Source organism: Jatrophihabitans sp., from assembly GCF_051960575.1.
Lineage (GTDB): Bacteria > Actinomycetota > Actinomycetes > Mycobacteriales > Jatrophihabitantaceae > JBQCEE01.
The window spans coordinates 1-23,044 of record NZ_JBQCEE010000322.1; the positions used below are offsets into that span (position 1 = coordinate 1).

At 72.8% G+C, this 23,044-nt stretch carries 20 protein-coding genes and 1 pseudogene; 7 read left to right on the plus strand and 14 right to left on the minus strand.

Annotated features, from left to right (window positions below; all coding sequences use genetic code 11):
• From ACTHMS_RS17870 to ACTHMS_RS17880, 3 genes are all read right to left on the minus strand, one after another.
• A partial coding sequence (locus ACTHMS_RS17870; RefSeq protein WP_440308013.1) for a proteasome accessory factor PafA2 family protein occupies positions 1-841 on the minus strand: 841 nt, incomplete at its 3' end.
• Between the two features lie 4 nt (positions 842-845).
• On the minus strand, positions 846-1,682 hold the full coding sequence (locus tag ACTHMS_RS17875) for a phosphatase PAP2 family protein (protein ID WP_440308014.1): 837 nt from the start codon (positions 1,680-1,682) through the stop codon (positions 846-848).
• Positions 1,683-1,716: 34 nt separating this feature from the next.
• Positions 1,717-2,589: an exodeoxyribonuclease III gene (locus tag ACTHMS_RS17880; RefSeq protein ID WP_440308015.1), complete on the minus strand. Its 873-nt coding sequence runs from the start codon at positions 2,587-2,589 to the stop codon at positions 1,717-1,719.
• Between the two features lie 104 nt (positions 2,590-2,693).
• Between ACTHMS_RS17880 and ACTHMS_RS17885 the strand changes: the two genes are divergently transcribed.
• Entirely contained in the window at positions 2,694-3,416 is a 723-nt protein-coding gene (locus ACTHMS_RS17885) for an HNH endonuclease family protein (RefSeq protein WP_440308016.1), read from the plus strand.
• 127 nt (positions 3,417-3,543) lie between these two features.
• Here the strand turns inward: ACTHMS_RS17885 and ACTHMS_RS17890 are convergent, their stop codons facing one another.
• Positions 3,544-4,359 carry an SCO6745 family protein gene (locus ACTHMS_RS17890; protein WP_440308017.1) on the minus strand — a complete coding sequence of 272 codons (816 nt, stop codon included), beginning with the start codon at positions 4,357-4,359 and terminating at the stop codon, positions 3,544-3,546.
• 60 nt (positions 4,360-4,419) lie between these two features.
• Between ACTHMS_RS17890 and ACTHMS_RS17895 the strand changes: the two genes are divergently transcribed.
• The 3 genes from ACTHMS_RS17895 to ACTHMS_RS17905 are packed head-to-tail and all read left to right on the plus strand — an operon-like array spanning position 4,420 to position 7,818.
• Positions 4,420-5,460: a nitronate monooxygenase gene (locus ACTHMS_RS17895; RefSeq protein ID WP_440308018.1), complete on the plus strand. Its 1,041-nt coding sequence runs from the start codon at positions 4,420-4,422 to the stop codon at positions 5,458-5,460.
• 19 nt (positions 5,461-5,479) lie between these two features.
• Complete coding sequence (locus ACTHMS_RS17900; RefSeq protein ID WP_440308019.1) at positions 5,480-6,655, plus strand: acyl-CoA dehydrogenase family protein; 1,176 nt, start codon at positions 5,480-5,482, stop codon at positions 6,653-6,655.
• A gap of 44 nt (positions 6,656-6,699) precedes the next feature.
• Complete coding sequence (locus tag ACTHMS_RS17905) at positions 6,700-7,818, plus strand: acyl-CoA dehydrogenase family protein (protein ID WP_440308020.1); 1,119 nt, start codon at positions 6,700-6,702, stop codon at positions 7,816-7,818.
• A gap of 66 nt (positions 7,819-7,884) precedes the next feature.
• Here ACTHMS_RS17905 and ACTHMS_RS17910 read toward each other — a convergent pair whose 3' ends face one another.
• From ACTHMS_RS17910 to ACTHMS_RS17940, 7 genes are all read right to left on the minus strand, one after another.
• Entirely contained in the window at positions 7,885-8,700 is an 816-nt protein-coding gene (locus ACTHMS_RS17910; RefSeq protein ID WP_440308021.1) for an alpha/beta fold hydrolase, read from the minus strand.
• A gap of 82 nt (positions 8,701-8,782) precedes the next feature.
• Positions 8,783-10,210, minus strand: a complete 1,428-nt coding sequence (locus ACTHMS_RS17915) for an LLM class flavin-dependent oxidoreductase (RefSeq protein WP_440308022.1) — start codon at positions 10,208-10,210, stop codon at positions 8,783-8,785.
• A gap of 18 nt (positions 10,211-10,228) precedes the next feature.
• Positions 10,229-10,474 carry a hypothetical protein gene (locus tag ACTHMS_RS17920; protein ID WP_440308023.1) on the minus strand — a complete coding sequence of 82 codons (246 nt, stop codon included), beginning with the start codon at positions 10,472-10,474 and terminating at the stop codon, positions 10,229-10,231.
• A gap of 29 nt (positions 10,475-10,503) precedes the next feature.
• Entirely contained in the window at positions 10,504-11,259 is a 756-nt protein-coding gene (locus ACTHMS_RS17925) for a sulfite exporter TauE/SafE family protein (protein ID WP_440308024.1), read from the minus strand.
• Positions 11,260-11,275: 16 nt separating this feature from the next.
• Positions 11,276-13,072: a 4-alpha-glucanotransferase gene (locus ACTHMS_RS17930; protein ID WP_440308025.1), complete on the minus strand. Its 1,797-nt coding sequence runs from the start codon at positions 13,070-13,072 to the stop codon at positions 11,276-11,278.
• Between the two features lie 479 nt (positions 13,073-13,551).
• Positions 13,552-14,841 (minus strand): hypothetical protein, encoded by a 1,290-nt coding sequence (locus ACTHMS_RS17935; protein WP_440308026.1) that lies wholly within the window; start codon positions 14,839-14,841, stop codon positions 13,552-13,554.
• 53 nt (positions 14,842-14,894) lie between these two features.
• Complete coding sequence (locus ACTHMS_RS17940; protein ID WP_440308027.1) at positions 14,895-17,237, minus strand: FUSC family protein; 2,343 nt, start codon at positions 17,235-17,237, stop codon at positions 14,895-14,897.
• Positions 17,238-17,363: 126 nt separating this feature from the next.
• Between ACTHMS_RS17940 and ACTHMS_RS17945 the strand changes: the two genes are divergently transcribed.
• Both ACTHMS_RS17945 and ACTHMS_RS17950 read left to right on the plus strand, forming a co-directional pair.
• Complete coding sequence (locus ACTHMS_RS17945) at positions 17,364-18,917, plus strand: S53 family peptidase (RefSeq protein ID WP_440308028.1); 1,554 nt, start codon at positions 17,364-17,366, stop codon at positions 18,915-18,917.
• 62 nt (positions 18,918-18,979) lie between these two features.
• Positions 18,980-19,144, plus strand: a complete 165-nt coding sequence (locus ACTHMS_RS17950; RefSeq protein WP_440308029.1) for a hypothetical protein — start codon at positions 18,980-18,982, stop codon at positions 19,142-19,144.
• A gap of 224 nt (positions 19,145-19,368) precedes the next feature.
• On the opposite strand, the gene arc is transcribed toward ACTHMS_RS17950, so the two are convergent.
• Entirely contained in the window at positions 19,369-21,078 is a 1,710-nt protein-coding gene (gene arc / locus ACTHMS_RS17955) for a proteasome ATPase (protein ID WP_440308032.1), read from the minus strand.
• 199 nt (positions 21,079-21,277) lie between these two features.
• On the opposite strand from arc, the gene ACTHMS_RS17960 reads away from it, so the two are divergent.
• A complete protein-coding gene (locus tag ACTHMS_RS17960; protein ID WP_440308030.1) occupies positions 21,278-21,562 on the plus strand; it encodes a ferredoxin in 285 nt (94 codons plus the stop codon).
• A 15-nt stretch (positions 21,563-21,577) separates the two neighbouring features.
• On the opposite strand, the gene ACTHMS_RS17965 is transcribed toward ACTHMS_RS17960, so the two are convergent.
• A complete protein-coding gene (locus ACTHMS_RS17965; protein ID WP_440308031.1) occupies positions 21,578-22,480 on the minus strand; it encodes a tRNA (adenine-N1)-methyltransferase in 903 nt (300 codons plus the stop codon).
• Positions 22,477-23,044, minus strand: a pseudogene (locus ACTHMS_RS17970) (site-2 protease family protein); the annotation flags it as partial. The gene ACTHMS_RS17965 and the pseudogene ACTHMS_RS17970, both read right to left, overlap by 4 nt.

Sequence of the window (23,044 nt, forward strand, 5' to 3'; positions counted from 1 at the left end):
CGTCGGCGAGGAAGTCGGCCTCGATCATGTCGAGCACGAGCGCGGTGGTGCCGACCTTCAGGTAGGTCGAGATCTCGGACAGGTTGGCGTCGCCGATGATCACGTGCAGCCGGCGGTAGCGGTCGGCATCCGCGTGCGGCTCGTCGCGGGTGTTGACGATCGGACGCTTCAGGGTCGTCTCGAGCCCGACCTCGACCTCGAAGAAGTCGGCCCGCTGGCTGATCTGGAAGCCGGCGGTGCGGCCGTCCTGCCCGATGCCGACCCGGCCGGCGCCGGTGATCACCTGCCGGGTGGCGAAGAACGGCACGAGGTGACGTACGAGCGCGGCGAACGGGGTGTCGCGCCGGCACAGGTAGTTCTCGTGCGCGCCGTAGCTGGCGCCCTTGTTGTCGGTGTTGTTCTTGTACAGGTTGATCGGGTTGTTCACGCCCGGCATGGCGGCGACGCGACGCGCCGCCTCCAGCATGACCAGCTCGCCCGCCTTGTCCCAGCGCACGGCGTCGAGCGGGTTGGTGACCTCCGGGCCGCTGAACTCGGGGTGCGCGTGGTCGACGTAGAGGCGGGCGCCGTTGGGCAGGATGACGTTCGCCATCCCGGCGTCCTCCTCGGCCTCGATGAACTCCTGCGCCACCGAGCCGGTACCGAGGTCGAAGCCACGGGCGTCGCGCAGCGGCGACTCCTCCTCGAAGTCCCAGCTGGCCCGCCGGGCGCGTCCGGCCGGCAGGGTCGACGCGTAGGCGTTCACGACCTGCGCCGACAGCAACATCGCATTGGCCGAAGGCTGGCCGGGCAGGCTGACGCCGTACTCGACCTCGGTCCCCATCACGCGCCGCACGGACATGCGATCAGGCTACGGGTTCGAGCTCCGGCACCGTCGGGCCCTCGGGCACCGTCCGCGCCCGGGCACGGACGTGCTGCCAGGCGGTGCGGACGCCGTACACCGACCAGGCGGCGACGACCAGGATCGCGACCGCCACGATGCCGTCGGCCCACCAGTGGTTGCCGGTGGCGACGACGACGAAGACGGTGAGGACGGTGTGCACCGGCGCGAGGTAGCGCCAGCGGCTGGTGCCGACCCGCCAGGCGTACCAGCCGACGACGAAGGCCCAGGCCACGTGCACCGAGGGCATCGCGCCCATCTGGTCGAAGGCGAACCCGTTGCTGTAGACCGACTCGCCGTACTGCGCGGCGGTGTCGACGATGCCGGGGATCATGCGTGGCGGCGCGACCGGCACCAGCTGCACGAGCAGGCAGCCGAGGGTCGTCCAGGCCATCACCTGGCGCACCGGCCGGTACTGGTCGCGGTGCCACACGAACAGCCAGACCAGGAAGACCAGCATCATCGAGAAGTGCATCGTCGCGTAGTACCAGTTGGCGACGTGGACGAGCAGCGAGTGGCCGAGGATGAGGTCCTGCACCGAGCGTTCGCCCGGCAGCCCCACCACGTGCTCGGCGTGCTGGATCCAGCGCGCCCGGCTCATCGCGTGCTCGACGCCGGTCACCGAGAAGGTGCCGGCGAGCCGCCAGAGCCCGTACAGCGCGCCGATCACCGCCGCCTCGCGCAGGAAGGCGCCGACGAAACGCACCCGCTCGCGGGGCGCGAGCGAGAGCGCTGCGCCGGTCGCGCCGACGACGGCAGCGACCTCGAACGAGTGCTGCCACGTGAGCCCGACCGTCTGCACGACTCCTCCTGCCCCGCGGGTGCTGCGCCGAAGGCTACTTGGCCTGCGGCAGCCTGGCCCCCCTCGTGGGGCGCGCCGCGGACGGCGGCGGCACCATCGGGCCAATGTCACCGTCGGGCGCGGTGTCGAGATCGACGATCACCGGGGCGTGATCGCTCGGGCCGGTGCCCTTGCGCGCCTGCCGGTCGACCCAGGCCGCGGCGACCCGTCCGGGCACCGCTCCCCCGGCCAGCACGAGGTCGATGCGCATGCCGAGGTCCTTGTGGAACATGCCGGCCCGGTAGTCCCAGTAGGTGAACACCCGCTCGCTCGGCCAGCGGTCGCGGACGACGTCGCGCAGCCCGAGGGCGTGCAGCTCGGCCAGGGCCTGCCGCTCGGGGGGCGTGACGTGCGTGTGCCCCTCGTACGCGCGTGGGTCGAAGACGTCCGCATCGGCGGGCGCGATGTTCATGTCGCCGCAGACCATCGCGTCGGCCGGGCCGGCGGCCACGACGTCGCGCAGCGCCTTCAGCCACTCGAGCTTGTAGCGGTAGTGGTCGCTGTCGGGCTCGCGTCCGTTCGGCACGTAGAGCGAGTGGACGCGCACCCCGCCGCACGTCGCTGCGATCGCGCGCGCCTCCTGCGGGCCGCCCACCTCTGGATAGCCGGGCGCGCCCTCGAGCCCGCGCACCACGTCGTCCAGCCCGACCTTGGACAGGATGGCGACGCCGTTCCACTGCGCCTCGCCGTTCGCCGCGATCTCGTAGCCGCGCTCGGTGAACTCCGGCCCGAGCACGGTCACGAAGGCGTCCTCGGTGAGCTTGAGCTCCTGCAGGCAGACGACGTCGGGACGCCGTTCGTCCAGCCAGGGCAGCAGCCGCTGCAGTCGTTGCTTGACCGAGTTGACGTTCCAGGTCGCGACGCGCACGTCGTTCACCGTACGAGGTCGGCTCGGTCCCCCGCAGTGGCCGCCACGCGATCACCCCAGCGACCGTTGCAGGGGGCCAAGGGCGCGTGCGGCAGGCTGTTCGGGTGATCCGCGCCGCTGCTGCCGCCGGCGCACTGCTGGTCGTCGCCGGCTGCACCGGGGTGTCGGCCCCAATCACCGCGCCGCCGCCGTCGAGCGCGGCCCCCTCGACGGCATCGTCCTCGTCGGCAGCACCCGCGGGCACCGCACTGGCCGCACTCGGCACCCTGCCGGTGAAGGGACGCGCGCCGATGACCGGCTACGACCGCGCGCTGTTCGGCACGACGTGGACCGACGACAACGACGCGCCGGACGGCCACAACGGGTGCGACACGCGCAACGACATCCTGCGCCGCGACCTCACCGACCTGGTCATCAAGCCGGACACGCACGGTTGCGTCGCGCTCGCCGGCACGCTGCACGACCCGTACACCGGGCGGGTGATCGACTTCGTGCGCGGGCCCGGGTCGATCCGCGTCCAGATCGATCACGTCGTGGCGCTCGGGGACGCGTGGCAGACCGGCGCGCAGCAGCTCGCGCTCGACCAGCGCGTCGCTCTCGCGAACGACCCACTGGAGTTGCTCGCCGTGGACGGCCCGACGAACCAGGCCAAGGGCGACGGGGACGCCGCCACCTGGCTGCCGCCGGACAAGGGATTCCGGTGCGCCTACGTCGCGCGGCAGGTGGCGGTGAAGCGCAAGTACCACCTCTGGGTGACGCCGGCCGAGCACGACGCGATCGCCCGCGTGCTCGCCCGCTGCCCCGACCAGCCGCTGCCGTCGGACTGACCCGCCGCGGCCCGCTTGTCCCGCAGCGCCGGGAAGCCCGGGCGCCTTGTCCCGCAGCTCCGGATTCCTCGGCCGGATTGTCCCGGTGGAGCGGGACAATCCGTCGGTTCGGCACCGACCTCGGCGCTCAGGTCGGACGCGGCAGCCCCATCGCGTTCGGGAACGGCAGCTCGGACGACGCGGCGAGGGCCAGCGGGCGGAGCTGCTCGACCACCCCGTCCGGCACGGTGACCACCCGGGCGAACGCGGCGTCGGTTCGCGACTCGATCGTCCCGGCCAGCTCGCGCCCCGCGTCGGTGCCGAACAGGCCGCGGGTGCGCAGGCGGTCCTCGGCGGCGGCCCACTCGTCCCCGGTGAAGCCGCGGTGGTCGCGCTGGCGCGGGTCGAGCCGGCCGAGCCCGGCCAGCAGCAGGTGCGGCTCGGGCCACGGCAGGGCGTGCTCGGCGAGCACGGCGAGGTGCAGGTCGCCACGCAGCTCGCGCAGCACGGTGGCGGCCTGCCACAGCGCCGTCCACGGCTCGTCGACGCGGGGCAAGGCGGCGTGCGCGGCCGCGAGCTCGCACCCGTCGAGCACCGCGCCGTCGGCGACGGCGACGAGCGCCGCCGAGGCGTCGGGCACGAGCGCTGCGTGCTCACCGAGCAGCCGGTACAGCGCCGCGACGGCGCCCCGGGCCCGCGCGTCCAGCACGAGGCCGGGCGCGGCGACGTCCCAGACCGACGGGATCGCGCGCGCCACCATCGCCGGCGCGAAGCCGCCGAACAGCCGGGTGACGGTCGCCGCGTCGGCAGGCCCCAGCGCGGCGGCCCGCCCGGCGAAGTACCCCCGCCAGAACCCGCGCAGCCCGAGCGCCGCGTACTCGGCCTGCGTCTCGGGGGCGAAGTACACCGGCGCGTGCAGGCACTCGACGAACTGGCTGAACCGGCGCACGCCCGCGGTGTCCATGACCGCGAGCGTAGGAAATCCCACACCCCGGCCGCCGCCGAGATGACGACACTGGAGGTCGTGATCGTGCCGAGCGAGCTGCCCATCGTGCAGGCGCCGATGGCCGGCGGGCCGTCGACCCCGGAACTCACCGCGGCGGTCGCGGCCGCCGGCGGCTACGGCTACCTCGCCGGCGGGTACCTCGCCGCGACCGACCTCGCCGAGCGGATCAGCCGCCTCCGCACGCTCACCGATCGGCCGTTCGGGGTGAACCTGTTCGTGCCCGCGCCGCGGCAGGACGTCGACCTCGGCCCCTACATCGCCGAGTTGCAGCCCGAGAGTGAGCGCATCGGCGTCCCGCTCGGCGAGCCGCGCTGGGACGACGACGACTACCCCGCCAAGCTCGCCCTGCTGGCCGAAGAGCGCCCGCACAGCGCGACCTTCACCTTCGGCTGCCCCACCGCGTCCGAGATCGAGATGCTGCACGGGGCGGGCGTGCTGGTCGGCGTCACCATCACCTCCGTCGCCGAGGCGCGCGCGGCGGCCGACGTCGGCGCCGACTTCCTCGCTGCGCAGGGCACCGAGGCGGGCGGGCACCAGGGCAGCTTCCTCGACCGCCGCGCCAACACGACCCCGCTCGGCATGCTGCTCGCCGAGCTGCGGGACACGACCGCGCTGCCGATCGTCGCGGCCGGCGGCCTCATGACCGGCGCCGACATCGCCGCCGTGCTCGCCGCCGGCGCCGAGGCCGCACAGCTCGGCACCGCCTTCCTGGACGCCGACGAGGCCGGCACCGCTGCCGTGCACCGCGCGTCGCTGCACAGCGACGCGTTCACCGAGACGGTGCTGACCCGCGCGTACTCCGGTCGCTACGCCCGCGGCCTGCTGAACCGCTTCGCGCGCGAGCACTCGGCCACCGCGCCGGAGGCCTATCCGCAGGTGCACCACCTCACGCGTCCACTGCGTTCGGCGGCCGTCAGGGCGGGCGATCCGGACGTCGCGGGCATGTGGGCGGGCACCGGCTGGCGGCGCGTGCAGACCGCGGCGGCCGCCGTGATCGTCGACCGGCTTGCCGCCGAGCTGCAGGCCGCGCGATCTGGTTACCCTGCAGTAGGTACGTGACGAGACGACAGGAGCCGGTATGGATCTCGCGCTGAGCAAGGAAGACCGCGCGTTCGCGGAGGAGATGCGGGAGTTCTTCACCACCGAGATCCCCGCGGACATCCGCGCACGGGTCAAGCGCGGTGAGGAGATGTCCAAGGAGGACGTCGTCCAGACCCAGCAGATCCTGAACAAGCACGGCCTCGCCGTGCCGCACTGGCCGGTCGAGTGGGGCGGCAAGGACTGGACGGCCGTGCAGCGCCACCTCTGGGCAGAGGAGATGGTGCTCAACTACGTGCCGCCGCCCGTCGTGTTCAACACGGCGATGGTCGGCCCGGTCATCGCGACCTTCGGCAACCACGAGCAGAAGCAGCGCTTCCTGCCGCCGACCGCCAACTGCGACATCTGGTGGTCGCAGGGCTTCAGCGAGCCGAACGCCGGTTCCGACCTCGCGTCGCTCAAGACGACCGCGGTGCGCGACGGCGACAACTACATCGTCAACGGCCAGAAGACGTGGACGACGCTCGGTCAGTACGGCGACTGGATCTTCAACCTCGTCCGCACCGACCCGACCGCGCAGCAGCAGCGCGGCATCTCGTTCCTGCTCATCGACATGCGCTCGCCCGGCGTCACCGTGCGCCCGATCCAGCTGATCGACGGCGGCCGCGAGGTGAACGAGGTCTTCTTCGAGGACGTTGTCGTGCCGGCCGACCAGCTCATCGGCGAGGAGAACAAGGGCTGGACGTGCGCGAAATTCCTGCTCGGCAACGAGCGCACCAGCAACGCCGCGATCGGCATGATCAAGAAGCGGATCGCCCGCGTGAAGCGCCTCGCCGGCCCGTTGCTCGACGACCCGCTGTTCCGTGCCCGGGTCACGCGGCTCGAGGTCGAGACCGCCGCGCTCGAGATGTCGGTGCTGCGCGTGCTCGCCCGTGAGCACACCCTGCCGCCGGGCATGCCCGACCCGGTGTCGTCGGTGCTGAAGCTGCGGGGTTCGGAACTGCAGCAGGACGCCGCCGAGCTCCTCGTCGACGCGCTCGGCCCGCAGGCGCTCGCCTACCGCGAGGACTACGGCGTGCCGGACGGCTTCGCCGAGCCGACCGAGGGCGCTGTCGACGCCCTGCCGACCTACTTCAACTGGCGCAAGGCGTCGATCTACGCGGGCTCGAACGAGGTGCAGCGGCAGATCATCGCCAAGGCGATCCTGAAGTTCTGAGCTCCGACCCCTGAGCCCGACCGACTGACGAGGACGACACACCCGTGGATCTGGAACTCACCGACGAGCAGAAGCTGCTCGGCGAGACCGTCGACCAGCTACTCGAGAAGCGTTACACGCCGAACTTCCGCCTCGACCTCACCCGCGGCGAGGGCTGGAGCCGCGACCTCTGGAAGCAGTACGCCGAGCTCGGCCTGCTCGGGCTGCCGTTCGACGAGCAGTACGGCGGCGCCGGCATGGGCTTCGACGAGCTCGCCGTGGCCATGGAGTCCTTCGGCCGCGCCCTCGTGCTCGAGCCGTACTTCGCCACCGTCGTGCTCGGCGGCGCGCTGATCGCCAACGCCGGCTCGCCCGAGCAGAAAGCCGCGATCCTGCCGGGCGTCGCGGCGGGCGAGACGGTGCTCGCGTTCGCCTACGCCGAGGCCGGCTCGCGCTACTCGCTCACCGACATCGCCACGACGGCCACGCCGGCCGGCGACGGCTGGACGGTCAGCGGCGAGAAGATCGCCGTGCTCGCCGGCGACACCGCCGACCAGGTGGTCGTCTCGGCGAAGACGCCGTCGGGCGACATCGGGCTGTTCCTCGTCGCCGGCGCCGACGTGCAGCGTGACGGCTACACCATGCAGGACGGACAGCGAGGCGCCGACCTGCTCTTCGCCGACGCCCCCGCCATCGCGCTCGGCGAGCCGGCCGACGCGCTCGAGGTCATCGAATCGGTGCTCGACACCGCGACCGCCGCGCTCTGCGCCGAGGCCGTCGGTGCCATGGACCGCATGCTCTGGATGACGGTCGACTACATGAAGACCCGCGTCCAGTTCGGCAAGCCCATCGCGGTCTTCCAGGCGCTGCAGCACCGCGCCGCGAACATGTACGTGTCGCTCGAGCAGGCCCGCTCGCTCGCGCTGCTGGCCAAGCTGGCCGTGCAGTCCGACGACGCGACGCAGCGGCGCACGATGATCCGCGCGGCGAAGATCGGCGTCGACAACGCCGCGCGGCACGTGGGTCAGGAGGCGATCCAGCTGCACGGCGGCATCGGCATGACCATGGAGTATCCGGTCGGCCACTACTTCAAGCGGGTGACTGTCATCGCGCACACCTTCGGCGACAGCGACACCCTGGTGCAGGAGGTCGGCGCGGCCGGCGGGCTGGTCACCGCCGAGTAGCTCCCCCAGCATGATCAACACCCGTTCCAGCCGGTCATGACCGGTCGGGACGGGTGTTGATCTTTCTCAGCGGGCGCTGACGTGCTCGCGGATCAGCCGGGTGACCTCGTCCGGTCGCTCGATGGTGGACGAGTGGCCTGAGCCCGCGATCGTCTCGAACCGCGCGCCGGCGATGGCGCCGGCGATGGCGCGGCCGCGGGCGGGCGGTGTCGGCCGGTCGTACTCCCCCGCCGCGACGAGCGTCGGGGCGGTGATGCGACCGAGTTCGGCGAGCACCGGCTTGCGGCTCACCACGCCGATGACCGCCGCGGTGACGCCGCCGCGGGGCGACGCCGAGAGCCGCGCGATCCACTCGTCGCGCATCCGCTTGCTGTCGGGGTCGGCGCGGAACGACGGCCCGAACATCACCTGCTCGACCTGCCCGCGCACCGGCCCGATGCCGAAGGTGCGGTAGACGCCGGCCAGGAGGAGGTCCTCGACGGTGTTCTTCGGGCTCTCGCGGTGGGCGCTGGTGTTGAGCAGCGTCAGCGACCGGACGAGCTCCGGACGCCGGGCGGCGAGCCGCATGCCGACGAAGCCGCCCATCGACAGGCCCACCCAGTGCACGGGCGCGACGCCGAGCTCGGTGATCAGCGCTGCGGCGTCGTCGGTGAGGGTGTCCATGTCGTAGCCGCGCTCGGCGACCGGCGAGGCGCCCTGGCCGCGCCAGTCGATGGCGACGCAGCGGAAATCGGCCTGCAGCGCGGCGATCTGGGCGCTGAACATCCAGCCGCTGAACAGCAGGCCGTGGCCGAAGACGATGGTCGGGGCGTCGGGACGTGTGTCGGGGGCCCCGGTGTCGGTGTAGGCGATCGTCGCGCCGGCGCGGGTGAAGGTGGGCATGGCGCCACCCTCGCAGACGCGCCGTCATGATCGACACCCGCCTGGACCGGCGCCGACCGGGTGGGACGGGTGTCGATCACCCTCAGGGGCGCAGCATCAGGGCGGCGGCGAGCACGTCGTCGGCGCCGGCCAGGTGCGGCAGCGCGAGGAACACCGTGCGCACGTTGCGGTCGGCGAGCCGGGCGTAGCGGTCGCGCTGTTCGCCGTACGTGCCGGCGAAGTGCCGGCGGGCGAAGGCCGCGGCGGCGGTGCGGCCGCGGTGCGTCTCCACCCGCGTCCACACCTCGTCGCGGTCGCGCCCGACGACCGGGACGTCGAGCACCGTCATCGCGACATCCCGTCCGGCCTCAGCGCGGACGGCGTCGAACACCGGCAGCGCCCCGTCGAGCGCGCCGGTCGCGACGTTGGCGGCGTCGGCGTGCCGGGCGGCGATGGCCAGGGTGCGGCGTCCGGAGCCGCCGACGATCACCTCGATGTCGTGCACCGGACGCGGGTAACAGGTGGTCTCGGGCAGCCCGGCCGCGGCCTTCGTGCCGGGCGCCCACAGCGCGCGGATCGCCGGCACCGCCGTCTTGAGCAGCCGCAGCCGCTCGGCGGCGGGAGGGAACGGCAGGCCGTAGGCGGCGTGCTCGCGCTCGAACCAGCCGGCGCCGAGGCCGAGGAAGGCGCGTCCGCCGCTGAGGGTGTCGAGGGTCGCGGCCGCCTTCGCGAGCACCCCGGGCGCGCGCAGCGTCACCGGCGAGACGAGCGTGCCGAGCTGCAGCCGGGTGTCGAGGCCGGCGAGCAGGCCGAGGGTCGTCCAGGGTTCCGGGATGGGCGCCCACGCGCGGTCGACCTGCGGGATCTGGATCAGGTGGTCCATGAGGGCGAGCCCGGCGAACCCGGCCTCGTCGGCGGCGAGCGCGACGTCGCGCAGCCACGCGTGCGGGTCGTCGCCCCACGGGAAGCGCGACAGCTGCAGCACGAACCGCAGCCCGGTGCGTGCGTCGGGTGACGACGATGCGGCCGGCTCGCTCGAGTCTCGATCCGTCACCGGGCGCGAGGGCTCGTCACTCGCGACGGTGACCACGGACGTCCAGCCCTCGCCGGCGAGTTCGTCGCCGACCGTCGCGGCGCGCGTGAGCTGCGCGGTCAACGCGGGCGCGGGCACGGGCCGGGCGCGGGCCGCGTTGCGCGAGCGTGCGAGCGGCGCAGGCACGTCGAAGCGGACGACGACGGCCGGCAGGCCAGCCGCCTCGGCGAGCGCCCGCCACCGCCGGCGACGTGCAGCATCCAGCCCGAGGGTGTCGACGACGCACGTCAGCCCGCGCCGCACCCGGGCCGCGACGATGTCCTCGAGCAGCCGGAACGCGTCGTCGGTGGCGTCGAGGTCGTGCCGCCCGCTGCCGACCACGCCGCGCAGGTCGTCGGACGAGACGATCTCGGGCCCGCGGTAGCGCGCGGCCGCCCACGTCGACTTCCCGCTGCCGGACGCGCCGACGAGCACCACCAGCGCCGGATCGGGGATCACGCGGGGCAGTGCGGTACGTCAGGCCGTGTCGGCGTCGAGCAGGTCGACCTCGGTGACGCGCCCGGTGTCGACGGTGACGTCGGGCAGGTCGGCGTCGAGGTTCGCGAGCGAGACCGGCGGCGCGTGCATGTCGATGCCGCTCTGCAGTTCGTGGGCGAGCGCCTGGCGCTTGGTCTCGGCGTCCTCGGGCGACAGGCCGGTGAGCGGCACGTCGACCGGTTCGTCGTCCTCGCCGTAGCTGATCCGCAGCACATAGTCGGGCATCGACCCACCCTAGCGGGACGGCACCGCGGTCAGACGAGCAGCTTGACCAGCGCGGCGAGGCCGACGACCACGATCACCACGCGCAGCGCCGTCGGCGAGAGCCGCCGCCCGATGCGCGCGCCGAGCCCGCCGCCGAGGATCGAGCCCAGCGCGATGAGGCCGGCCGCCGCCCAGTCGATCCGCTCGGCGGTGATCACGAAGACGATCGCCGCGACGAGGTTGACCAGACCGGCGAGCACGTTCTTCAGGGCGTTCTGGCGCTGGATGGTGTCGTCGAGGAAGAGGCCGAGGAAGCCCATCTGCAGCACGCCCTGCGCCGCGCCGAAGTAGCCGCCGTACACGCCGGTGAAGGCCATCGCACCCCAGAGCGGAGGCTTCACCTCCGTTGAGGCGGCATGCTGGGTCGAGCGCAGGCGGGCGGTGAGCCGCGGGCCGAAGATCACGAGCAGCAGCGCCAGCACGATGAGTGCGGGCACGATCGCCTTGAACGCCCCCGGCGGCAGTTGCAGCAGCAGCACCGCCCCGACCGCGGCGCCGAGCACGACGGCGCTCGACAGGACGGCGACGCGGCGCCCCTGCCCACGCAGCTCGCGCCGGTAGCCGTACGCGCCGGTGAACGATCCGGGGAACAGCCCGAGCGTGTTGCTGATGTTCGCCGTCACCGGCGGCAGGCCGACGTAGAGCAGCACCGGGAACGACACCAGGGTGCCCGAACCGACGACCGTGTTGATCGCCCCGGCCCAGACGCCGGCGACGAGCACGAGCACGCCCTCCCAGAAGCTCACTCCTCGACCGTAGTGATCACCCCTGGCGTGGTGCCCGCCGCAGTCCCTCGTCGAGCAGTCGCGACAGCCGGCGGGTGCCCGGCGCGGCGAGGAAGGCCTCGAGCGAGACCTCCTGCCCCTGCCCGTCGGCGAGCGGCAGCCGCCAGTTCGGGTACTGGTCGACCGTGCCGGGCAGGTTCGGCTGGCGGAGGTCACCCACCGCATCGCCCGGCGCCGCCAGCACGATCCGGCTCGGCGACTGCACCAGCGCGCCGTACATCGCGTCGACGACCCTGTCGGCGTCGCCGGTGTCAGCAGGGTCGAGCAGGCCCTCGGCCACGAGCAGGTCGAGCAGCGCCTGCCGCTCGGCCGCCGCCGCGCGGTACTCGTCGGCGGGCGGACGTCCGAGCACGCCGGTCCGCTCGCGGATGCGCACCTGCTCGTCCTGCAACCACCCGTGGGCCGTCGGCAGGTCGTGCGTCGAGACACTCGCCGCGGCGAGGCTGCGCCAGTCGACCGGACGCCGCGACTCCCCCACGTCGGTGCCCTCGAACCACAGCACGGCCGACCCGAGCACACCGAGCTCGGCCAGCCGGCGGCGGAACGCGGGGTCGACGGTGCCGAGGTCCTCGCCGATCACCAGACCGCCGTGGGCGCGCGCGGCGTCGACCACCGCGCCGAGCATCGCCTCGGTGTCGTAGCTGACGAAGGTGCCGTCGGCCGCGTCGCCGTCCTGCGGCACGTACCAGAGGCGCGACAGCCCGAGGATGTGGTCGATGCGCAGCCCGCCGCCGAGCGTGAACGCGGTCTCGACCACCGAGCGCCACGGCGCGAAGCCGGTCTCGGCGAGCCGGTCCGGCCGCCACGCGGGCAGCCCCCAGTTCTGGCCGAGCTGATTGAACTCGTCCGGGGGCGCCCCGATGCGCATGCCGGACGCGAACAGTGACTGCAGCGCCCATCCGTCCGCGCCGTCGGGGTCGACGCCCACCGCGAGGTCGTGCACGATGCCGATCGTCATGCCGGCGGCGAGCGCGGCGTCCTGCGCGGCACGCAACTGCTCGCGCGCCCGGATCTGGGCCCAGGTGTGCAGGGTGACGCGGCGGGGATCGGCCGTGGCGTCGGCGTGCGCACCGGGCTCGTGCAGGTCTGCCGGCCACGCCGGCCAGCTGCGACCGTGCTGCTCGGCGAGCGCGCAGAAGACGGCGAAGCTGCGCAGCGCCTCCTGGTCGTCCCGTCCGTCGAGCAGCTGCTGCACGACCGCCTCGCCGGGGAACAGCAGGTCGAGCGCGGCGAGCTTCGCCCGCCAGACCTCACCCCGGTCGATGAGCCCGCCGGATGCCGGCTTCAGCGCGTCGACCGCGGCGCGCGCGTCCGGGTCGGCCGCCTGGTACTCGGGCAGCGCAGTGATCGAGAGGGACGCGAGCGAGACCGCTCGTCGGCTCGACGGGTAGTACGGCGAGTCGGTGAACGGCGCGACGGGTGTCTCGGCGTGCAGCGGGTTGACGAGCAGCACGTCGGCCCCCAGCGCGGCCAGGCCGGTGGCCAGCCGGGCGAGGTCGGCGTAATCGCCGATGCCCCACGAGTCGGCGCTGCGCAGCTGGTAGAGCTGCACCTGCCAGCCCCAGTGCCGCCCCTCGGGTACCGGCGCGGGCTCGGTTGCGGTGGCGGGCGTGCGCGGCACCGGGTCGCCGGCGGCGGCGGCCACCCTGGCGACATCGGCCGGGTCGACCTGCACCAGGCGCTGCAGCTGGTCGCGGTACTCCGTCGCCGCGACGCCGGCGAGCGCTGTTCCTCCGGTCTCGCGCGTCCGCGAGCCGTCACCGCCTGCCGTCATGCCCCACCCCGTCCGCCGTGCCCGCGCCGCGCCGCCGGGCGTCCTGAGGCTCCTACCCTGTCACCCCCTCGCGCACCTCGATCGGCACGGTGCGGCCGTCGCCTGTGACCGTGATGATCAGCTCTTCCTCGCGGGCGGTCGGGTGGCGCGTCCAAGACCGACCAGGCGCGAGGAAGACAGGGTCATCAAGGACGTGGGTACGTCGTCGGCCCGTCCTGCCGGCCCACCATCTGGCGAGGACATCCGTCAGCAGGACGGGCGAGTCGTACGGCGTCGGCTCCGACGCGGCGAGCAGCCTTCCCAGCGGCGCGCTGACTCGACGGCCGAGCGCCAGCGCACGAGGTGTGCGGTGCGAGCCGGGCATCGGGGCGGCCTCCGGAGCGACGGATGTCCTTGCACCGAACCACCGGTCTTCGACGGCAGCAGGGGTCGAACGGCCCGTTCAGGTCGCCATCACCGGCCCGGCGGGCGTCATCCGGTCACGCCGTCGCGTGGTACTCGATCTCACCCGTCAACGTGCCGCCCGCACCGGCGTCCTGGCAGCTGAACGAGAACGTCGCGTGGAAGACGCTGGGCGCCTGGTCGGCGTCGTACTGGGCCTGCGTGATGGTCAGGTGCCCGACCGCGGCGTTGCATCCCTGGCCGTTGCCGACCACGTCCAGACCCCATCCGGCGTAGGTGAACAGGGCGTCCCTGCTCGTGGAGTACGAGCCGGCGGAGACCGCCCGTCCCCTCGGTGCGGTGATGTGCACCGTCCAGGTCTCCGGCTGGACCCCCTCGTCGCCGAGCCTGGCGACGAACTGGGTGGGCCCGGTCGGGGAGACGTGCATCGGCTCCGCCGTGTTCGGGATGAAGTGGTTGCCGCCGCCGCCGACCCAGGCGCCGGCCGGACTCTGGATGCGGAGCAGCGTCGTACCGGGTGAGCCGGTGCCGACGAGCTGGGTCGTGATCGAGCGCGCGCCGACGGGAATGTTCAACCAGGCGTTGCGTGCGCCGGCCGCCGTCGGGTGGAAGACCACCTGGATCGCGCACGCGGTGTGCGCCGCGAGCGTGTGTCCGCTGCAGCCGTCGGACGCGACGCGGAAGTCGGTGGCCTGCGCACCTGTGCGGCCGGCATGCCCGATGACCAGCGGCGAAGCCGTCGTGTTGCGCACCCAGAACGGCATGCTGACCGGGGTGCTCGCGCCGACCGGGGTGTCGGGCCAGCGCAGGAACCGCGCGCCCGTCGAGGTGCCGGCCGTGAACGGCTCGTTGAACGAGACCTCGCCGAAGATCGTGGCGTCGTTGTTGCTGATGGCGGTGTTGCAGGAGGTTTGGAACTGGACGTCCAGCCGGGTGACCGTGGTGCCCGACGAGGCGAGGTCGGTGATCGTGAACCGCACGCCCTCGCAGTCGGAGCCGCCCTCCTGGACGGAGGCATCGCCGCGCACACCGTAGACGTCGTCGCCGTAGTACATGCCGGTGTGGAAGGTCTGTCCCGTGGGCGCTTGGAGGTGCAGCGCGAACGCACGGTGACGTGTGCCGCCACCCGTGGCGATGTCGATGACATCGGTGTGCGCGTAGCAGCAGGTGCCGCCGGAGATGTTGGTCGGGTCGTACTCGCTGACGCCTGCGAAGTCGGTGCCGTCGAACGGCCCCCCGGCGATCGTCGCCCGCAGCGTCGGGAACGCGTTGGGCACGGAGGCGACGGCGTCTGCCGCGCCCAGGCCGATCAGTGCGAGCGCGAACGCCGCGACGACGCTGGTGACCGCTGTGGAACGGATGCGCACGTCTCCCCCTCGACAACGCCCGGGCGGCGTACCGTCCGTCCGGCGGCGCGTTCCTACCCTTGGCGGCTCACAAGATCACGTCCGACGGCACCCGAGTCGGGGGGACTCGTGTCGTGGTCGCGGACGTCCATGTCCAGTGCCTGCGCGAGCCGCGCGAGCGTTCCGTCCAGCAGGGTGAGGTCGCGCAGGGCCGACCGCAGCGGCGCGCGCTCGCGGCCCACGTCGTCGACCGTGAGTGCCAGCAGGCCGGCCGAGCGGGTGAAGCAGCCGCGCTCACCGGTGCGGATGCGGTGTTCGATCGCGTCGAGGGACGCGTGCAACTGCTCGGCGGCGTCGTGCAGCGTCAGGGTGAGCGGAGGCACGCCCTGACGGTCGGCGTCCTGCAGTTCTGCGGAGAGCGAGCGGACGTACTGTCGTGCGGCCGCCGCGACGGACAGCAACTCGACCAGCTGCACCGAGTTGCGTCCGAAGGTGCCTTTGCGCAGCGGCGCGGCCGTGGCCTCCAACGCGGCATAGGCGGCGTCGACGCCTCGCACCAACGGCAGCAACGCGGGGCGGGCGTCGTCCGCGACGCCGTCGAGCCGGTCGAGCACGGCCTCGACCAGCGTCCGCAATGCCGTGAACCACTGCAGCACGGCCGTCGTCAACACCCGTTGAGGTCGCAGCGGCACGATGAGCAGGACGGTGACGATCACGGCGGCCACCCCGATCGCCGTCTCGCCGAGACGCAGCACCAGCAGCGACCAGCTGAACTCGTGCAGCTGCACGTACAGCTGCGACATTGTGACGGTGATGCCGAGCGTCATGAACATGTAGTTGATGCGGATCAGGTAGATGCCGAAGAACAGGGCGACGAGCACGATCGCGATCGAGATCCACAGGTGTCCGCCGGTGAGGTGCACCAGCAGGTCGCCGACGACGATGCCGATCGCCGTGCCGCTCGCGCGGAACAGTGCGCGCCGCACCTGCTCGCCCGAGTTCGTCGCCGCGATGAAGCAGAGGAACACCGCGAGCACGGCCCAGTAGAGACGGGGGCCGGACACCGCGTCGCCGACGACGACGGCGAGCGTGCCGGCGACGACGACCTGGATCGTGGTGCGCAGGTACGGCGGCAGTGCGGCGCGGTCGAGCCGGCCGCCGCGTCCGCGGGTCGTCGACGCCTCGGCGCTGACCGGCATCGAGCCGGGCAGGAAGCCGTTGAAGAGCTGCACCGCCGGGTCGAAGCCGTCGCCCGCGGCAGCGCGCTCGGCGGGCGAGACGGGCGTGTCCATGCGGGCACGTGCCCGGGCCGCATCGTCGGCCGACGCCGCCAGGCGGGACGTGAGCACCGCCGTGCGGGTGTCCGGCGTCGGCACGCGACGCAGGCGCTCGGACGCGGAGGCCGTGGCGTCGACGTCGTCGGTGAGCAGCGCGCGCAGGGTGTCGGCGGCGCGGGCGCGGACGTCGGTCGGCGCCCCGATGACGGCGAGCGCGGCGGCGAACCGCGCGCAGTTCGAGATCGCCAGCTCGAGGTCGAACAGACGGTGCGCCTCGACGGCAGCGGTGTCCGGCCGCGCGGCGGCGAGCTGCGCGTCGATCATCAGCGTCGACTCGTTCAGTCGCACCACCTGGCGTCGCAAGCGGTCACGCGAGCGCTCCGCGCCGCGGGCGTCCGTCACGTCCAACGTCTCGACGCTCAGCGAGAGCAGCCGGCGCTTGCGGGCGATCCACGACCGGCGCATGCGGGCGAGGGTGCGGGCAGCGTCCGGCCGGAAGAACGCGAACCGCACGAGCAGCGAGGCGACGATGCCGATGACGAGGTCGCACGCCAGCCAGCCGACGTCGCGCAGCGCGAGCTCGGCGTGCAGGAAGAACCCGAGGAACGCGCCGTTGAACCCGACCATGCCCCACGCGAAGCCACGCGGCGGCCAGCGCCGCACGTAGACGGCGACGGCCATGACGACGACGAGGAACACCAGCGACAGGACGCGGTGGCCGCCGACCAGCAGGCCGAGGGTGATGGCGCCGAGCATGGGCACCGGCAGCAGCGCAGAAGAGACGAGTTGGCCGCGGACCGTGGCGTCCTGCACCGTGAAGCCGGCCATCATCGCGACCATGCCGGCCAGCAGCATCGACACGATGAGCAGCGCGTGGTTCACCGAGGCGACCGCCGCTGGCGGCGCGGCGCCGGGCGCCAGTTGCAGGGCACCGGTGACGCGAACGAACACCTCGACGAGCACGAGCGCCACGCTGATGCCGAGCACGGCCTGCAGCGCGAGCCGCAGCTGGCTCAGCCCGGGATCCGCGCCGGCGATCCCGTCGACGGCATCTTGCAGGTAGGCGCGCGGCGTGCGCCGACTCGGCAGTTGGGTGAGCTGGTCGTCGGTGAGCCCGCTGCCACCGACGCTGTCGTCCACGGTGTCCGTCGCTGCACCTGTCGCGCGCACCTGCATCCTTCCGTCCGGAACCACACCGGCCCCCCGGCGTCTCTACCCGCCGTGACGACCGGTGGTTTCCGGCCGGCGACAGGGAATGCCTCACGTATGACGAAACCGCGGGTGGTCCTGTCCGGCAGCGAGCGCGGCCCGGTCACCGGTGCCCGACTCGTCGGGCCGGTCGATCGCGACGAACCGATCGAGGTGACGATCGTGCTCCGGCGGCGTGAGGCCCTGCCCGAGGACGCGACCGAGCTGCTGCGCCCGTCCGACTTCGAGGCGCATCACGGCGCGGACCCGGACGACGTCGAGCAGGTGCGCTCGGTCGTCCTCGATGCCGGCGCCGAGGTGGTCGACGTCCACATGCCGTCGCGTCGCGTTCGGGTGCGCGGCAGCGCCGGCGTCCTCGCCGACCTGTTCGGCACCGAGCTGCAGGTCGCCCGGGACGAGTCGTCCGAGCCCGCCGTCGAGCACCGTCAGCGGCAGGGTGCGCTGAGCCTGCCGAGCCGGCTCGACGGCCTCGTGCTCGCCGTCCTCGGGCTGGACGACCGTCGGCAGGCGCGGGCGTGGTTCCGTCCGGCGGCCGCGAGCGCGAGCAGCTTCACCCCGACCCGGCTCGCCGACCTGTACGCGATGCCGACCGGGACGGACGGCAGCGGCACGACGATCGCGATCATCGAGCTCGGCGGCGGCTACGGCGACGCGGACCTCGACACCTACTTCGCCCGGGTCGGCGTGGCCCGCCCGACCGTCCGTCCGGTCGGCGTGGACGGCGCGTCGAACGTCCCCGGCCAGGATCCGAACGGGGCCGACGGCGAGGTGCTGCTCGACATCGAGGTCGCCGGCGCCATCGCCCCCGGCGCGGAGCTGATCGTCTACTTCGCGCCCAACACCGACGCCGGGTTCCTCGACGCGATCGCCACGGCGACGCACGCCACGCCGACACCGACGTCGATGAGCATCAGCTGGGGCCAGAGCGATGATCAGTGGACGGCCCAGGCCCGTCAGGCGATGGACGCCGCCTTCGCCGACGCCGTCGCCCTGGGTATCACCGTCACCGCCGCGGCCGGTGACAACGGCAGTGCCGACGCCGCCGGCAGCACCTCGGGCGGCGCCCACGGCGACTTCCCCGCCGCGAGCCCGCACGTGCTGGCCTGCGGCGGCACGCGGCTCGAGGCCTCTGGCAGCGCCATCACGGCCGAGACGGTGTGGAACGACGGCACGTCGGGCGGCGCCACCGGCGGCGGCGTGAGCGACACGTTCCCGCTGCCCACCTGGCAGCAACAGGCCGGCGTGCCCGCGCGTGCCGACGCCGGCACCACCGGACGCGGTGTACCCGACGTCGCGGCGGTCGCCGATCCGCAGACCGGCTACCAGGTGCTCGTCGACGGCAGGGACGCCGTCTACGGCGGCACGAGCGCGGTGGCGCCGCTGTGGGCAGCGCTGGTCTGCCGTCTCGTCCAGGCGCTCGGCCGTCCGCTGGGGCTGCTGCAGCCGGCGCTGTACACGGGCGCGGCGTCCGGGCAGAGCCCGACCGGCTTCCGCGACATCACCGAGGGCAGCAACGGCGCCTACCAGGCCGGCCCCGGCTGGGACGCGTGCACGGGGCTCGGCTCCCCCGACGGCGCTGCGCTGCTGGAGGCGTTGCGCGCACGGGGTTGACGTCGTCAGGCTCACCGCCGTTCACCCCTTGCCGCTCGCCGCGCGCGGGTCACACTGGCGGCATGTCCCGTCCCGTTGCCACGGCCCTGCTGGCGGTCGTGATGGTCGCAACGATCGTTGCAGTCGACATCGTGGTCTTCCGGCACCACTTCTGGCCGCGCCTGGCCGCGAACGTCGGCATCGTGCTGATCTTCGGCGCGCTGTACTACCGCTTCGTCCACCACTGATGGCGTCGGGTGACGGATTCGCCCGTCGGGTGACGGATCCGCCCACCGGGTGACGGACTGGCCCATCGGGTGATGGCGTGTCGCGCCGTCACCCGGCATCGAGATCCGTCACCCGACGCGAGATCCGTCACTCGACGCCGAACCCGTCACCGGACGCGCCGGACGAACGGCAACGGGCCCGCGGGCGCAGGTGCGCACGCGGGCCCGGAAGCCGAGCGGGAGGCCTACAGGTACTGCCCCGTGTTGCCGACGGTGTCGATCGACCGGCCGGAGTCGCCGCCCTTGGCGCCCGAGACGAGCGTGCGGATGTAGACGATCCGCTCGCCCTTCTTGCCGGAGATGCGGGCCCAGTCGTCCGGGTTGGTCGTGTTCGGCAGGTCCTCGTTCTCGCGGAACTCGTCGACGCACGCGGCCAGCAGGTGCTGCATCCGCAGACCCCGCTGGTTCATCGTGAGCAGGTCCTTGATCGCCATCTTCTTGGCCCGGTCGACGATGTTCTGGATCATCGCGCCCGAGTTGAAGTCCTTGAAGTACAGGGTCTCCTTGTCACCGTTGGCGTAGGTGACCTCGAGGAAGCGGTTCTCCTCCGCCTCGCTGTACATCCGCTCGACGGTGTGCTGGATCATCCCGGCGATCGTCGCCTCGGCCGAGCCGCCGTGCTCGGCGAGGTCCTCGGCGTGCAGGGGCAGCGACGGCGTCAGGTACTTCGAGAAGATGTCGCGTGCCGACTCCGCGTCCGGACGCTCGATCTTGATCTTCACGTCGAGCCGGCCCGGCCGCAGGATGGCGGGGTCGATCATGTCCTCACGGTTCGAGGCGCCGATGACGATGACGTTCTCGAGGCCCTCGACGCCGTCGATCTCCGAGAGCAGCTGCGGCACGATCGTGTTCTCGACGTCGGACGAGACACCCGAACCACGCGTCCGGAAGATCGAGTCCATCTCGTCGAAGAACACGATCACCGGCGTGCCCTCGGACGCCTTCTCGCGCGCCCGCTGGAACACCAGCCGGATGTGCCGCTCGGTCTCGCCGACGTACTTGTTCAGCAGCTCCGGGCCCTTGATGTTGAGGAAGTACGACGTCGCCCGCTCGTCGCCGCCGCGCACCTTCTGCACCTGCTTGGCCAGCGAGTTCGCCACCGCCTTGGCGATGAGCGTCTTGCCGCAGCCGGGCGGGCCGTAGAGCAGGATGCCCTTCGGCGGGCGCAGCTGGTGCTCGCGGAACAGGTCGGCGTGCAGGAACGGCAGCTCGACCGCGTCGCGGATCGCCTCGATCTGCGACGCCAGGCCACCGATGTCGGTGTAGTCGATGTCCGGGACCTCTTCGAGGATGAGCTCCTCGACCTCGCTCTTCGGGATGCGCTCGAAGACGTAGCCCGAGCGCGGCTCGAGCAGCAGCGAGTCGCCGACGCGCATCTTCTGCTCGCGCAGGATGTCGGCGATGTAGACGACGCGCTCCTCGTCGGTGTGCCCGATGACCAGGGCACGGTCGCCACCCTCGAGCACCTCCTTGAGCATCACGATCTCGCCGGCGCGCTCGAAGCCGCGCGCGGCGACGACGTTCATCGCCTCGTTGAGCATGACCTCCTGGCCGTGCTGCAGCGTCGACACCTCGACCTGCGGCGAGACGGCGACGCGCAGCTTGCGGCCGGAGGTGAAGATGTCGACGGTGCCGTCCTCGAACGCCTCGAGGAAGACGCCGTAGCCCGACGGGGGCTGGGCGAGCCGGTCGATCTCCTCCTTGAGGGTGATCATCTGCTCGCGCGCCTCGCGCAGCGTGTCGGCGAGGCGGTCGTTGCGCTCGCTCAGCGCCGACACACGGGCCTGCGCCTCGGCGAGGCGGTCCTCGAGCAGGCGCATGTGGCGCGGCGACTCCGAGACCTTGGCCCGCAGCAGCTCGAGCTCCTGCTCCAGGAAGGCCGTGCGGCGCCGCAGTTCAGCGTCTCCGCCGCTGCGCGAGCGCGCATCACCGGGGACTTCGCGTGGGTCTTGAGCCATGAGCGGCCACCTCCCAGAGTCGCGGAGTGTTCGCGAAATCCCACCCTACACAGGACGAAGGGCCCGTCGCGTCCAACTACGCTGATGCCAGAGGACATCGTCCGACGAAGGCTGTTCCTGAAGGGTTTCGGCAACCGTGACTGAAGCGACCGATGCGCTGCGCGTCTGGATCGATCAAGAGCTCTGCACCGGCGACGGGCTCTGCGTGCAGTACGCACCGGAGGTCTTCGAGTTCGACGTCGACGGCCTCGCGTACGTGAAGACGGCCGACGGCGACCTGCTCGACACGCCGGGCGCCCGCACGGACGTGCCCGCGAACCTGCGTCTCGACGTCATCGCGTCGGCGAAGGAGTGCCCGGGCGAATGCATCCACGTGGTGCGCGCCGCCGACGACGCCGAGGTCGCCGGCCCGGCCGCCTGAGCCCCACCCGCCGGACTACGGCAGCGGCCCCTTGGGGCCGGCCCGCCTGGCCTCGTCCGGATCGGTCGCAGTCGGCTCGGCCGACTTCGCCGGACGCCGCTGGCGCGCCGGGGCGACGACGCCGGGCGCGAGGCGCCGCGACGTCACGAGGAACGCCGTGTGCCCGATCATGCGGTGCTCGGGGCGCACCGCCAGCCCGACGACGTGCCAGCCCCGGATCATCGACTCGGACGCGGCCGGCTCGGTGAACCCGCCGTCGGCCCGCAGCGCCTCGACCAGGCGTGACAGCTGCGTCGTCGTGGCGATGTAGCCGACGAACACACCGCCCGGACGCAGCGCCTGCGCAACGGTCGGCAGCACCTCTTCGGGGCTGAGCATGTCGAGCACCACGCGGTGCACCTGCTCGTCGGCCGGGTGTGTCGCGGCGTCGCCGATGCGCAGCGACCAGTTCGGCGGCCGCTCGCCGAAGAACGTCTCAACGTTGCGCACCGCCACCTCGGCGTGCTCGACCCGGTTCTCGTAGGAGATGACCGTGCCGGTCGGGCCGACCGCGCGCAGCAGCGCACACGTCAGCGACCCCGACCCGGCGCCCGCCTCGAGCACCGTCGCACCCGGGTAGATGTCGCCCATCGCGATGATCTGCGCCGAGTCCTTCGGGTAGATGACCGCCGCGCCGCGGGGCATCGAGAGCACGAAGTCGGTGAGCAGCGGACGCAGCGCCAGGTAGGCCGTGCCCGACGTGGCGGTGACGACGCTGCCCTCGGGCGCGCCGATGAGCGCGTCGTGCTCGATCGCCCCCCGATGCGTGTGGAACTGCTTGCCGGGCTCGAGGGTGACCGTGTGCAGGCGTCCCTTCGGGTCGGTGAGCTGCACCCGCTCACCGATCGCGAAGGGGCCTGAGCCCGGCGCGCCGCTCACGGCACCCGCCCGGCGGGCGTGCCGAGGGCCGCGGCGACGTCGGCGGTCGTCAGCACACCGGCCGGGGCGCCCTGCTCGTCGACGACGTAGTACTCGCGCGCCGGCGTGGCGCGCAGCCGCTCGACCAGCTCGGTGCCGACGAGCGAGGCGGGCAGCACCAGCCCCTGGTCGAGCGGACGCGCCACCGTCGCCACCCCCACCCACGGCCGCTGGTGCGGCGGCACGGCGCCGATCCGCTGCTCGTCGACGATCGCGACGGCTCGGCCGTCGCGGTCGGTCGTGACGATGCCGCGGGCACCGGCCGCCCACGCGCGGTCGAGGGCCTCGGCGACCGAGGCCTCCTGCGCGACGAAGACGCCGGGACGCACCAGTTCGGCGGCCCGCAGCGACGGGATGCGTTCGAGCAGCGCGCCGAGCCGCTGCGACTGCGCGGCGCCGACCCACAGGTAGGCCCCGACGGCACCCGCGATGATCGCGCTGGTGGTGCCCCAGCGCGGGTCGCGCACGGCGACGCCGGTGACGATGACGACCACGGCGACGGCCCGGCCGGTCCAGGCGGCGGCG

Coding starts and splice junctions, on each gene's coding strand:
- ACTHMS_RS17890 (WP_440308017.1), bottom strand. CDS start 4,359: ATGGACACCGCGGGCGTGCGCCGGTTCAGCCAGTTCGTCGAGTGCCTG.
- ACTHMS_RS17900 (WP_440308019.1), top strand. CDS start 5,480: ATGGATCTCGCGCTGAGCAAGGAAGACCGCGCGTTCGCGGAGGAGATG.
- ACTHMS_RS17910 (WP_440308021.1), bottom strand. CDS start 8,700: ATGCCCACCTTCACCCGCGCCGGCGCGACGATCGCCTACACCGACACC.
- ACTHMS_RS17920 (WP_440308023.1), bottom strand. CDS start 10,474: ATGCCCGACTATGTGCTGCGGATCAGCTACGGCGAGGACGACGAACCG.
- ACTHMS_RS17930 (WP_440308025.1), bottom strand. CDS start 13,072: ATGACGGCAGGCGGTGACGGCTCGCGGACGCGCGAGACCGGAGGAACA.
- ACTHMS_RS17945 (WP_440308028.1), top strand. CDS start 17,364: ATGACGAAACCGCGGGTGGTCCTGTCCGGCAGCGAGCGCGGCCCGGTC.
- ACTHMS_RS17950 (WP_440308029.1), top strand. CDS start 18,980: ATGTCCCGTCCCGTTGCCACGGCCCTGCTGGCGGTCGTGATGGTCGCA.